This window comes from Thermaerobacter composti (genome assembly GCF_033582035.1).
GTDB classification, from domain to species: Bacteria; Bacillota; Sulfobacillia; order Thermaerobacterales; family Thermaerobacteraceae; genus Thermaerobacter; species Thermaerobacter composti.
Genome location: NZ_CP132508.1, coordinates 2,708,343 through 2,720,885 on the forward strand (window position 1 = coordinate 2,708,343; position 12,543 = coordinate 2,720,885).

At 73.6% G+C, this 12,543-nt stretch carries 8 protein-coding genes; 3 read left to right on the forward strand and 5 right to left on the reverse strand.

Annotated features, from left to right (window positions below):
• Positions 1 to 253: 253 nt before the first annotated feature.
• Both Q5761_RS10980 and Q5761_RS10985 read left to right on the forward strand, forming a co-directional pair.
• Entirely contained in the window at positions 254 to 970 is a 717-nt protein-coding gene (locus tag Q5761_RS10980; protein ID WP_243123635.1) for a helix-turn-helix domain-containing protein, read from the forward strand.
• Positions 971 to 1,191: 221 nt separating this feature from the next.
• Complete coding sequence (locus tag Q5761_RS10985) at positions 1,192 to 4,104, forward strand: aminotransferase class III-fold pyridoxal phosphate-dependent enzyme (RefSeq protein ID WP_135224400.1); 2,913 nt, start codon at positions 1,192 to 1,194, stop codon at positions 4,102 to 4,104.
• A 163-nt stretch (positions 4,105 to 4,267) separates the two neighbouring features.
• On the opposite strand, the gene Q5761_RS10990 is transcribed toward Q5761_RS10985, so the two are convergent.
• Positions 4,268 to 5,359: an MBL fold metallo-hydrolase gene (locus Q5761_RS10990; protein WP_167758834.1), complete on the reverse strand. Its 1,092-nt coding sequence runs from the start codon at positions 5,357 to 5,359 to the stop codon at positions 4,268 to 4,270.
• A 185-nt stretch (positions 5,360 to 5,544) separates the two neighbouring features.
• Complete coding sequence (locus Q5761_RS10995; protein ID WP_243123637.1) at positions 5,545 to 6,708, reverse strand: zinc-dependent alcohol dehydrogenase family protein; 1,164 nt, start codon at positions 6,706 to 6,708, stop codon at positions 5,545 to 5,547.
• A 437-nt stretch (positions 6,709 to 7,145) separates the two neighbouring features.
• On the opposite strand from Q5761_RS10995, the gene Q5761_RS11000 reads away from it, so the two are divergent.
• A complete protein-coding gene (locus tag Q5761_RS11000; protein WP_135224402.1) occupies positions 7,146 to 7,610 on the forward strand; it encodes a GNAT family N-acetyltransferase in 465 nt (154 codons plus the stop codon).
• A gap of 141 nt (positions 7,611 to 7,751) precedes the next feature.
• On the opposite strand, the gene rpoD is transcribed toward Q5761_RS11000, so the two are convergent.
• The 3 genes from rpoD to Q5761_RS11015 all read right to left on the reverse strand — a co-directional run bounded on the left by rpoD (position 7,752) and on the right by Q5761_RS11015 (position 12,517).
• Positions 7,752 to 9,053: an RNA polymerase sigma factor RpoD gene (gene rpoD, locus Q5761_RS11005; protein WP_135224403.1), complete on the reverse strand. Its 1,302-nt coding sequence runs from the start codon at positions 9,051 to 9,053 to the stop codon at positions 7,752 to 7,754.
• Between the two features lie 131 nt (positions 9,054 to 9,184).
• The gene (dnaG, locus tag Q5761_RS11010; protein WP_318750626.1) at positions 9,185 to 11,167 is read right to left on the reverse strand and encodes a DNA primase; all 1,983 of its coding nucleotides are present in this window, start codon (positions 11,165 to 11,167) and stop codon (positions 9,185 to 9,187) included.
• A 147-nt stretch (positions 11,168 to 11,314) separates the two neighbouring features.
• The gene (locus Q5761_RS11015; protein ID WP_135224405.1) at positions 11,315 to 12,517 is read right to left on the reverse strand and encodes a thiolase family protein; all 1,203 of its coding nucleotides are present in this window, start codon (positions 12,515 to 12,517) and stop codon (positions 11,315 to 11,317) included.
• Positions 12,518 to 12,543 lie beyond the last annotated feature (26 nt).

Below are 12,543 nucleotides of genomic sequence, written 5' to 3' on the forward strand. Positions count from 1 at the left end.
CTCCTCCTCCCCCTCCACCGCGTTCCCGCGACGCCCACGGCACCGGACGGCGGCACGGCTTGCCTCCCACGGACCGCGTCCGCGCGACACCCGCGGCACCGCGGGGCGCCGCGGTTCGACTCCCATGGTAGAGACCGCGCGGGAACCGCGGTAGTGACCGCAGTCACCCGTTGGCCCGCCGGCACGCAGCGGTCGGCCCCCTGGGGCGCCCGTCGCCCCGTCTCCCGGGCGCGACGGGGTACCATCGCCCCCGGTGCTGGGGTATACTCGGGTTGTGCTCAACCTTGTGCACAAACCCGGCGGTGCGGGGGTCGGCGGCGTGAACCTGGTGCGGATCGGCGAGAAGGTCATCGACCGGCAGCGCATCCACCGGATGGTCGACCGCATCCTGGAGCTGCGCGCCTCCGGCCTCTCCCAGCAGGACGTCGCCCACGCGCTGGGCGTCGACCGCACCCTGGTCTCGCGGCTGGAGAGCCTGGGCGAGGTGCGGCGCGGCCAGAGGCTAGGGCTGGTCGGGTTCCCCGTCGGCAATCGCCAGGAACTGGAAGAGGTGGCGCGCAGCGAGGGCGTCGACCTCGTCTGGCTGCTCACGGAGGACGAACGCCGCCGCTTCATCGGCGAGCGCAGCGGGGCGGCCCTGCTCAACGACGTGATGGCGCTGATCGCGCGTGCCCGGGAGCTGGACCACCTGATCTTCCTCGGTTCCGACATGCGGATTCGGCTCGTCGAGGCGTTGCTGGGCCCCGATCGGGTGACGGGCATCCAGATCGGCACCTCGCCCATCACCGAGGACCGCTACCTGGACCCCGAGGCGATCCGCCAGGTGATCCGCCAACTGCGCAACGCCCGGGACCGGGACGACGGGCGGCCGTCCCGCCACGGGGTGGCGAGCGGGGTCGGGTCCCTCGGCGCCGTGAGCGGGACCGGCACCGACGGCACCGCCGGTGCCGACGCGCCCCGCGGCGGGTGAGTCCGACCCACCCGCCGCGGGGGAATCCCCTGGGTGCCTGCCACGGAGCGAGGGCTCCCGCGGTGGCACGGCCCCGGCATCGGGAGGGGGATCCCGCGAGCCCACCGGCCGTCGGACGAACCGGCCCGGCCGCGGGGTCGCGGCGCATCGGTCCCGACGAACCTGCGGGCTCGACGAGCGGAGAACGGTTCCAACGGGCGAAGCGGATTGGAGGGCACCGGATGCATCCGTTCCGGCAGTACGTCAACCCCCACCTGGGCGAGCTCCTCGAACAGATCCAGATGGATAAGCGCTTCGTGCGCGGCGAGGGTTGCTGGCTCTGGGACGACGAGGGCCGGCGCTACCTGGACTTCGTCGCGGCCTACGGCGCCCTGCCCTTCGGCTTCAACCCGCCGACGATCTGGGAAGCGCTGGAGGCGGTGCGACGCGCGGGCGAGCCGTCCTTCGTCCAGCCCTCCTTCTTGGAGGCGGCGGGCGAGTTGGCCCGGCGCCTCATCGAGGTGGCACCCCCGGGTCTGCGTTACGTGACCTTCGCCAACAGCGGCGCCGAGGCGGTGGAGGCCGCCATCAAGCTGGCGCGGGCCGCCACCGGCCGCCAGCGGATCCTCTCCACCGAGAACGCCTTCCACGGCAAGACCCTGGGGGCCCTCTCGGCGACCCACCGCTCTGCCTACCAGGACGCCTTCTTCGCCCCGGTCGAGGGGTTCGACAGGGTGCCCTACGGGGACGCCGAGGCCCTCGAGCGCGCCCTGGCCGCCCGCCCCGGCGAGTACGCCGCCTTCCTGGTCGAGCCGATCCAAGGCGAGGGCGGCATCGTCGTGCCGCCGCCGGGCTACCTGCGGGAGGCCCAGGCGATCTGCCGCCGTCACGGCGTGGTGTTCATCGTCGACGAGGTGCAGACCGGCCTCGGGCGCACGGGGACGCTGTTCGCCTGCCAAGCGGAGGGCGTGACGCCCGACGCCATGACCCTGGCCAAGGCCCTGGGCGGCGGGCTGGTGCCCATCGGCGCCGTGCTCTGTACGGAAGCGGTCTACAGCGAGGCGTTCGCCACCAAGCACTCCTCGACCTTCGCCGGCAACGCCCTGGCCTGCCGGGCCGGCCTGGCCGCGCTGGAGCTCTTGACCCGGGACGACCAGGCCCTGGTCCGCCACGTGGCCGAGACGGGCGAGTACCTGCGCCAGGGCTTGCTGGCCATCCAGCGGCGCCACCCCCGGGTGATCCGGGAGGTGCGGGGCCGCGGCTTCATGCTGGGCATCCGGTTCGGCGTCACCCGCGAGACCTTCCCCGGCAACCTGCTGGGGGTCCTGGGCGAGCAAGAGCTGCTCACGCCCGTCATCGCGTCGTATCTGCTCAACGTCGAGGGGCTGCGCGTGGCGCCGACCCTCAACGGCGCCGACGTGATCCGCATCGAGCCGCCCCTGATCGCCACCCGCGAGGAGTGCGACTACGCCCTCGAAGCCATCGAGCGGGCGGTGGCCATCATCGACCGGGACGACACCGCCGCCCTGCTGCGCCACCTGGTCGGTCGGCGGGGTACCCCGCCGAGAGGGGGAACCGGACCGGCAGCCGGGACGGCTCCGGCCGTCGGGCGGGTGGTGACGGGTCGCTCGGCCTGGGCCGCGCCCGCGGCGGCTTCGAGCCGCAACGGCCACCCGGCTCGCGGTCCGGAGACCCCGCCGGCGCCGGGGGCATCGGATCGCTGGATCCGCACGGGGGAACCGCTCCGCTCCGGCCCATGCCGCGCGGACGAACCGGCCGCCCCCAGCGGCGATCCCCGGGAGGGCCGCTTCGCCTTCCTGGTCCATCCCCTGGACCTGGAGAACTATGCCGAGTTCGACCCCAGCCTGGCCGCCTTCACCCGGGAGGAGCTGGCGGAGCTGGCGGGGCGGTGGAACCACCTGCTGGAGCCCTTCCGCATCGGTCAGACGCGGGTGGTCTCCGCCACCGGGGCCACGGCCTACGGTGAGTTCTACGTGGTGCCGCGGACGGCGGACGAGCTCCTGGCCATGCCCCAGGCGGAGGCGGTCGCCGCGGTGGAGGCGGCCCTGGCGCTGGCGCGGGACGGCGGGGCGAAGATCGTCGGCCTCGGCGCGTACACCTCGGTGGTGACGCGGGGGGGCCTGCACCTGCGCGACGCCGGCGTGGCGCTGACCACGGGCAACAGCTTCACCGTCGTGGCGGCGGTGGAGGCCATCGCCGAGGCCACCCGGCGCCTGGGGTTCCCGCTGGCGCAGGGCACCGTCGCGGTGGTCGGCGCCACGGGGGCCATCGGCCGCGCCATCGCCCTCCTGCTAGGCCCCGAGGTGCGGCGCCTGGTGCTGGTCGGCAACCCGGCCCGGCCGGAGCAGAGCCGGCGCCGGCTGCTGCGGGTGGCCGCCGACCTCTGCCGCCACGTGGTGAGCCTGGCGGCAGGCGAGCGGCCCGGCGGCGGTTCGCAGGCCCGCCGCGCATCCCCGGGCCCCGCGGGTGGCGCCCCTCCGACCCCGGCCCTGGCGCACGGCGCCGGGCGGTCCCGCGGGGAGCAGCTCCTCGCCGGCCTAGGCCCCCTGGGCCGCGCCTTGCTGGACTTCGGCGGTTGGCCCGCGCCGGAGGAGGGTCCCGATGCCTTCCTCCCCCGCCTCCAGGACTGGCTGGCGACCGGGCGTTGCCCGCTGGTGATCACGACGGACCTGGACGCGGCGCTCCCCCAGGCCGACGTGGTGGTGACGGCCACCAGCAGCACCGCCCATCTGGTGACGCCGGCCAACGTGAAGCTCGGCGCCGTGGTGTGCGACCTCAGCCGGCCGCCCAACGTCAGCCGCGAGGTGCGGGACGCCCGGCCCGACGTGCTGGTCATCGACGGCGGCGTGGTCGAGGTGCCCGGCCGGCCGTCCATGGGATGGAACTTCGGCTTCGAGCGAGGATTGGTCTACGCCTGCATGGCCGAGACGATGATGCTGGCCCTCGAGCACCACTACGAGCACACCAGCCTGGGGGCCGACCTCAACCTGCAGACCATCCTCTGGCTGCAGGAGCTGGCGCGCAAGCACGGCTTCCGGCTGGCGGAGCTGCGCAGCTTCGACCGGCCGCTGCGGGCCGAGGCGTGGAAGCGCGTCCTGGCAGCCCGTTCCGAACTGGGCCTGGCGGCGCGGTAGCCGTCACCCGCGGTCGCCGTCGCCGGGGACGGTGCTGGCCCGAGCCGGGGCCGACGGCCCCGGGTCGGGCCAGCACCCGCACGGCCGCCCTGAGCAGCCTGAGGGAACGCGGCCTGGGTGCGCGGCCTGGGTGAAAGCGTCCGGGCTCGGCGATGGATCGACCTCAGGCCCGGCGATAGACGATGACCGCCCGTTGCGGGGCGGACCGGCTGAGCCCCGGCGCCTGCCCCGGGTCGGCCGCCGCGACCGCCGGGGGGATCGCGTCCGTCCCGGGGGTCCGGGTCCGTTCCCTCCACGTCGCCTGCAGTCGCCCCCGCCGCACCATGTAGTCCAGGTGGGCGACGGTCTCCCCCAACGCGAACTCCACGTTGGCCGGCGTGTCCATGACGCGCCCGAACAGCTCCGTCGCCACCTGCCAGGCAGTCACCTCGCCGCCCCGGTCCACGATGGCCTCGATCGCCTCCAACCGGCGCCGATGGTGCTCCTCCAGCTCGGCGCAGCGGGCGGCCAGATCCGTGAAGGGCGCCCGGTGCCCGGGAAGGACCAGCCGTGCCGGGAGCCGCGCCACGCGCCGGAGCGACTCCAGGTAGCGCCCCAGCGGGTCGGGCGCCGCCTGGGGCCCCGCGGAGATGTTGGGAGAGATGCCGGGGAGGACCATGTCGTCCGCCAGCAGCCAGCCTTCCTCGGGTTGCCAGAGGACCACCAAGCCGTCGGTGTGGCCCGGCGCCCAGACCACCTCCCACCGCCGTCCTCCCAGCGGCAACGCCTCGCCCGGCCGGATCGGCGTCGGCCGCGGCGGCGGGGCGACCCAGTCCAGCACCTTGCGACGTCGCGCCGTCAGCGTGGGGCCGAGTTCGTCCGGGACACCGTGGCGGTCCGCGAAGGCGGCGTAGCCGTCCAGGGCCGCCGGTTGCCAGACCCGCCGGGCCACGTCGATCTCCCGTTCGTGCATGTAGACCGGTGCGCCCGTCAGCGTCTGGAGCCATCCCGCCGCGCCGAGGTGGTCGGGATGGAAGTGGGTGACCACGATGGCCTCCACGTCCCGGGGGGCGATCCCCAACTGTCGGAACGCCTGGTGCCAGGCGGCCTCCGCCTCGGGCGTGTGGAAGCCGGCGTCGACCAGCGTCCAACCGCCGGGGCCGCGCAGGGCGTAGGCGTTGACGTCCCGAAGCGGGGCGGGGATGGGGATGGCGATCCGGTAGACCCCCGGCACGACCTCCTCGACGGCGATGGGTACATCCGACGGCGCGGGCATCGCGACCGACTCCCTTCGTGGACCGCGGACCGGCGGGGCCGCCCCGACGCGCTCGGGCAGCCCACGACGCCTGAATCCGCAGGGACCCATGGATCCCGCGTAGCGCGACGGGCCGCCGGCCGACATCGCGAACCCGGCGCGCCGCGGCCGGCCCGCCAGCGCCTGGGCGGATGTTCGACGACGGATCACGGCTGCCTCCCCGCATGCGGCCGCCTGCGCGGCGCCTCGCCCACCACCAGCACCGCCGCGCCGTTCACCCGGCTCTCCTTGACGTCGGCCAAGGCACGGTTCGCCTGGTCGAACGGATACCGCTGCACCGCCACCTGCAGCGGGAGCGCAGCCGCCAGCGCCATGAACTCCTCGGCGTCGCGCCGGGTGACGTGGGCCACGGATCGCAGCACCCGCTCGCCGTGGAGCAACCGGTACGGGAAGGACGGGATGTCCGACATGTGGACGGCGTTGATCACCACCGTCCCGCCGGGCCGCACGGCGCGCAGCGCCAGGGGGACCAGCTCCCCGGCAGGGGCGAACACGATGGCCCGATCGCAGGGGAGGGGGATCTCGGCTCGGGCCGGGGTCGGATGGGTCCTGCCGTTGGCGGCGGCGCCCCCGAGCCCGGGTTCGGATGGCCCGTCCCCCGCGGCGGCCGGCGTGCCCGGGACGGCCGGTTCGTCCCGGCGTAGCACCTCCGCGCCGCCCGCCCAGGCGGCGCCCAGCCGGCGGGCCAACTCCCGGTGGGCCGGGCTGCGGGTGAAGACCACCACCTGGCAACCCTGGTGCCGGGCCACCTGGAGGACGAGGTGCGCCGAGGAGCCGAAGCCGAACAGGGCCAGCCGCTCCCCGGCCCGCAAGCCGCTCAGCCGCAAGGCACGGTAACCGATGACGCCGGCGCACAGCAGCGGCGCCGCGGTGGCGTCGTCGAAGGCGGGCGGGACGGGCACGGTGTACGCGGCCGGCACCACCATCGCCTCGGCGTAACCGCCCGGGACGTGCAGCCCGGTGAAGCGGGCGTGGGGGCACAGGTTCTCCTCGCCCCGCCGGCACGCCTCGCAGCGCCCGCACGCCTGGTGCAGCCAGTAGGCGCCGCGCCGCTCCCCGGGCCGGATGCCCTCGACACCGGGACCCACGGCATCGACGACCCCCACCACCTGGTGGCCGGGGGTCACCGGGTATTCCGGCGGAACCAGATCGCCTTCGGCGATGTGGACGTCCGTCAGGCACACGCCGCAGGCCCGCACCCGCAGGCGGATCTCCCCCGGTCCCGGTTCGGGCTCGTCCACCTCCGAGAGGCGCAGGGGAGCCGTGCGGGCATCGGCGGGCCGCATCAGCTGCCAGGCCTTCATCGCCATCGCGTCCCACCCCTCCTCGCCCCTTGCCGATGTCTCCTCCCGCCGCGGCCCGCGGCCAGGCCCGCGGGCCGCGGCGGGGGCAGGCACCAGAGCATCTCTCTACGGGTCCGACAGCGCGCCGGGAGTCCGACAGCGTGCTGCGGCTCCCGCAGCGTGCTGCGGTCCGGCAGCGCAACCCCTCCGTCCTGTTTTCCCCTCTTCGTCGAACGGCCCCTTCCAGGACATCCCCGCCCCCCAACGCCCCACCCCAGCAGCCCACCCGGCCCCATCGCTGGGACCCGTCGGTCCCGCCCGTCGCACGCGGGCCCGGGGCCCCGGTGGGTGCCGCTCGCCGACCCACAGGCGGATCGGCGCGGCTCGGCAGCGTTGCCACCTCCCCGCAGCCGTGGGATACTGGCGTCGCATCGCGGGATTGGGGGAGCGGGAGGGTTTCGGCGGTGGAACCAGGACCCGGCGTCGAATACCGGCAGTTCGAGGGCCTCCCCGACGGCAAGGTCCTCGCCGATCTTCTGCGGCTGCACGAGCTCGTCTTCGGCGCTGGCGAAGCGGATCGCATGCTCCGCGAAGCGCGCAACCGGCACCGCCTTCTGACGCTGGTGGCGCTGGCGGGACAGCAGGTGGTGGGCTACAAGATCGGCTACGAGCGGAAACCCGGTCACTTCTACAGCTGGGTGGGGGCGGTGGCGCCCGGCTTTCGCCGGCGGGGAATCGCCAGCGAGCTCATGCGCCGCCAGCACGCGTGGTGTCGCGAGCAGGGCTACGGTACCATCCGCACCGCCACGAAGAACAAGTGGCGCGACATGCTGATCCTCAACCTGCGCCACGGATTCGACATCATCGGCGTCTACGTGGACCAGCAGGGCGAGCCCAAGCTGATCCTGGAGAAGCGGCTGCCCCGTTGAAGGGCCGGGAAGCCATTCGGGGGGCGCCCACAGGGCGCCCCCCGACTGGCTGCGTGTGCGCTCCCCCTACCCGGCTGCCGGTGCGGCGATGCGGCGGCGACGCCTCCCGGCGCAGGGGGCCGGGGTGGGCATCGCGCCGCCTCACTCCAGGAAGTCCTTGAGCTTCTTGCTCCGCGACGGGTGCCGCAGCTTGCGCAGCGCCTTGGCCTCGATCTGGCGGATCCGCTCGCGGGTCACGCCGAAGACCTGGCCCACCTCTTCCAGCGTCCGCTGGCGCCCGTCATCCAGGCCGAAGCGCAGCCGCAGCACCTTCTGCTCGCGATCCGTCAGGGTGTGGAGCACGTCCTCCAGCTGCTCGCGCAGCAGGAGCTGGGAGGCCGCCTCCGCCGGCGCCAGGGCGTCCTCGTCCTCGATGAAGTCGCCCAGGTGGCTGTCCTCCTCCTCGCCGATGGGCGTCTCCAGGGACACCGGCTCCTGGGCGATCTTCATGATCTCCCGGACCTTCTCGGGCTCGATGCCCATCTCCTTGGCGATCTCCTCCGGCGTCGGCTCCCGCCCGAGCTCCTGCACCAGCTGGCGCTGGACGCGGATGAGCTTGTTGATGGTCTCCACCATGTGCACGGGGATGCGGATGGTCCTGGCCTGATCCGCGATGGCGCGCGTGATGGCCTGGCGGATCCACCACGTGGCATAAGTGCTGAACTTGAAGCCCTTGCGGTAGTCGAACTTCTCCGCCGCCTTGATCAGGCCCAGGTTGCCCTCCTGGATCAGGTCCAGGAACAGCATGCCGCGCCCCACGTAACGCTTGGCGATGCTGACCACCAGGCGCAGGTTGGCCTGGATCAGCTTGCGCTTGGCCTCCTCGTCGCCCTGCTCGATCCGCTTGGCCAGCTCGATCTCCTGCTCCGGCGTCAAGAGGGGGATGCGCCCGATCTCCTTGAGGTACATGCGCACCGGGTCGTCCAGGGCGACGCCGTCGGGCATGGACAGGTCATCGTCATCATCGTCGACCGGCTCGCCGAGCTGGTCGACGTCGGTGCCGTCGCCGGCCTCCCGGTCGCGGCCCTCGGCGGCTCCCTCCACCGCGTCGCCGTCCAGATCCCCGGACCGGTCGAGGTCGCCCACGCCGTCCAGGGAGACCTCGTCGACGACGCCTTCGACGTCTTTCGCCGCACGGCTCGAGCTCCGCGCCCGGTGATGACGGTTGGCCCGGTTGTTGCGAGCGCCGCCCCGCGACCGCCGGGACGCCGTCTCCACCTCGATGCCCATGTCCTCCAGGAGCTGGTAGACCTCGTCCACCTGGTCCGGATCGAGCTCCACGGCCTGCAGGGCGTCGCTGACCTCGTCCTCGGACAGCACGCCGCCCTGCTCGCGCCCCCGGTCGACCAGCCGCTTGACCTCATCGATCTCCAGCAGCGGGTTCTTGACCTCGCTGGCGTCCATCGGACTTCCCCCCTTTCCGCCGTGGCCCCATCCGACACCGTGGGGCGTTGGCCGCATGACTCGGGTCAGAAAAGGATTCGCCGGTCCCCGTCCCTTCCGGTACTGGACCGGCGAGGGCGATGGCGGCGGGTTCATCCCCCCGCCCGACCCTTCAGCTGCGCCGAGAGCAGCTGAAACCGTGCCACCAGCTCGACAGGTACGGCCTGGCCGCTCGCCTCCAGCTGGGCGATGCGGCGCTGGATTCTCCATAGGCTATGTCGCTTCAAGGTTTTGATATAATCTTCTAAAATCCTCTCCATCCCACCGGGCTCGTCCGGCCCGGGTGCGGGCCGTTGCATCAGGCTGGCCAGCACGGCGATGGCCTGCTCGACCACCCGCCTGTCGGGTGGAGGAACCGGCGCATCGCCGGGCGTGACCGCAGCGACCCGATCTTTCCTTGATTCATCACCGGCATCGGGTTTTCCTTCTTCCCTCGCCGTCGGGGCCACGCCGGCCGCATCCGCCGGCCGCTCCCGGGCCGCCGCGGCCAAGGCGTGCAGCCTCGACAAGAGGCGACCCGGATCGGACGCCTGCGCTTGCCCCGCCAGCTCGAAGAGCAACCGGTGGGCCGGTGTCACCCAATCCCCCGGTTCGAGACGCGAGGCGACGAACTCCCGCCACTCGGGGTGGAAGAGGCTGACGGACAGCAAGCCCCGCTCGGCCCGGACCACGCCGGCAGGGATCCCCTCCGCCGGGACCCGACGGTTAGTATGCCGGCCCGCCTGGACGTTATTCCCACCGGTGCGTCCGCCCGCCCAGGGGGACGCACGGCGCCGGATGCGGACCGACCGTCGCACCTCCTGCCACAGGACCCCCTCCTCGAGGCCCAGGGCGACGGCGTAGCGCCGCACGTACTCGGCGCGTTCCACGGGGTGCCGCACCCGCGCCAGCCAGGGCGCCAGGGCGGAGGCCGCCTCGGCGCGTCCCCGCGGCGTGGCGGTGTCGAACTCCGCCATGATCTGCCGGAACCGGTACTCCACCACCGGCACGGCGGCGTCCAGCAGCCGCCGGAGCGCATCCGGTCCCTCGCGCCGCACCACCTCGTCCGGATCGCGACCGGGCGGCAGTTGGGCGACGCGGACGTCCACCCCGGCGTCGGCGAAGAGCTCGAGGCCGCGCAGGGTGGCCCGCTGGCCCGCGGCGTCGGCGTCGTAGGCGATGATCACCTGCTCGACGTACCGCGCCAGCAGCTCCACCTGTTCCGCGCTCAGCGAGGTACCCAGGGAGGCCACCGCCGCGTAGCCCACGCCGGCCCGGTCGACGGCGATGGCGTCCAGGTAGCCCTCGACCACCACCGCCGTCCCCGTCTCCCGCAGCCGCGGCCGCGCCCAGTCGAGCCCGTACCACAGGCGGCGCTTGTTGAAGACCGGCGTCTCCGGCGAGTTCAGGTACTTGGGCTCCTGCCCATCCAGGGAACGCCCGCCGAACCCGACCACCCGGCCCCGCGGATCGCTGATGGGGAACATCAGCCGATGGCGAAAGCGGTCGTAGTACCCGCCGCCCGGCCGCGCCTGGGCGAGACCCGCCTCGACCAGCAGGGCGGGCGGCACCCCGCGCTCCTGCAGGGCCCGCACCAGCCCGTCCCAGCCGGCGGGCGCGTACCCCAGGCCGTAACGGTCCCACAGGGCCGGCGGCAGGCCGCGTTCCTCCAGATGGCGCCGGGCGGCCTCGCCGCCGGGCGACCGCAGCGCCTGACGGAAGAACGCATCCGCCAGGCGCAGCACCCGCAGCAGCTGCTCCTGGCGGTCCCGCAGCCTACGCTGGGTGGGCGACAGCGGCCGCTCGGGCAGGGGCACGCCGGCGCGGCGCGCCAGTTCGGCCACCGCTTCGGGGAAGGTCCAGCCCTCCTTCTTCATCACGAAGGTGAAGACGTCGCCGCCCACCTGGCAACCGAAGCAGTAGAACATCTGCTTGGCGGGCGACACGGTGAAGGAGGGCGTGCGCTCCTGGTGGAACGGGCAGAGGGCCACGTACTCGCGGCCCGCCCGGCGCAAGGGCACGTACTCGCCGATCACCTCGACGATGTCGAGGCGCTGGCGGATCTCGTCGACGATCCGCTCGTCCAGGCGGTACAAGCCGCGACCCTCCCCGTCCCGTTCCCCTTCGCGCCGGATCGCCGGCTTCCTGCCCACGATCTATTTTAATAACAAATCTTAATAAGGGCGGCAGGGCCTGTAAGACGTGGCGGAAGCCGCGACCCCGCCGGACCGCGGCAGGCGCCGTCAGTCCACGGCCTCGACCAGGGCGGCGATCCCCTGGCCCACGCCGATGCACATGGTGGCCAGGCCACGCCGCGCCCCGCGCCGCCGCATCTCGTGCACCAGGGTGGTGAGGATGCGGGCACCGCTGCACCCCAAGGGGTGGCCGAGGGCGATGGCCCCGCCGTTGACGTTGACCCGCTCCTCGGGCAGGCCCAGCTCGCGGATGCACGCCAGGCACTGGGAGGCGAAGGCCTCGTTGAGCTCGATCAGATCCAGGTCGGCGATGTGCCAGCCGGCCCGACCCAGCACCTTGCGGGTGGCGGGCACCGGTCCGATCCCCATGTACCGCGGGTCGACGCCGACCACGGCGCCGGCCACCACCCGCGCCAGGGGCCGGAGGCCGAGGGCCCGGGCCCGCCCCTCGGCCATGATCACCAGCGCCGCGGCGCCGTCGTTGATCCCCGACGAGTTGCCCGCGGTGACCGTCCCGCCAGGGCGGAAGGCCGGGGGCAGGCTGGCCAGCTTCTCCAGGGTGGTGTCGGGGCGCGGGTGCTCGTCCACCGCCACCACCGTGCGTCGGCCGCGGCGGTCGGTCACCTCCACGGGGACCACCTCGTCCCGCCACTTGCCCGCCTCCTGGGCGGCGGCCCACTTGCGCTGGCTCTCCAGGGCGAAGCGATCCTGGTCCTCGCGGGCGATGCCGTAGCGCTCGGCCACGTTCTCCGCCGTCTCGCCCATGGACTCCGGGGGGAACATGGCGGCCAGCCGCGGGTTGACGAAGCGCCAGCCCAGGGTGGTGTCGTACACCTGGACGTTGCCGCGGGGGTAGCCGTGCTCGGGCTTGGGCATGACCCAGGGCGCCCGGCTCATGCTCTCCACGCCGCCGGCGACGAAGACCTCGCCCTCGCCGCTCCGGATCGCCCGCGCCGCCTGCAGCACCGCCTCGAGTCCGGATCCGCACAGGCGGTTGACCGTCACCCCGGCCACGTGCTGGGGCAGCCCGGCCAGCAAGGCGGCCATGCGCGCCACGTTGCGATTGTCCTCGCCGGCCTGGTTGGCGCAACCGAGGATCACGTCCTCCACGGCATCCGGGTCGATGCCCGCCCGCTCCACCGCGGCGCGGATCACCAGCGCCGCCAGGTCATCGGGACGAACCGGCGCCAGGGCGCCGCCGTGCCGACCGATGGGCGTGCGCACCGCCGCGACGATCACCGGCTCTGCCACCGCCGTCCCCTCCCTCGCCCAAGGCT

Excerpts from the sequence above, each read along its gene's own strand:
- Q5761_RS10985 (WP_135224400.1), top strand. The coding sequence starts at position 1,192 with ATGCATCCGTTCCGGCAGTACGTCAACCCCCACCTGGGCGAGCTCCTC.
- Q5761_RS10990 (WP_167758834.1), bottom strand. The coding sequence starts at position 5,359 with ATGCCCGCGCCGTCGGATGTACCCATCGCCGTCGAGGAGGTCGTGCCG.
- Q5761_RS10995 (WP_243123637.1), bottom strand. The coding sequence starts at position 6,708 with ATGGCGATGAAGGCCTGGCAGCTGATGCGGCCCGCCGATGCCCGCACG.
- rpoD (WP_135224403.1), bottom strand. The coding sequence starts at position 9,053 with ATGGACGCCAGCGAGGTCAAGAACCCGCTGCTGGAGATCGATGAGGTC.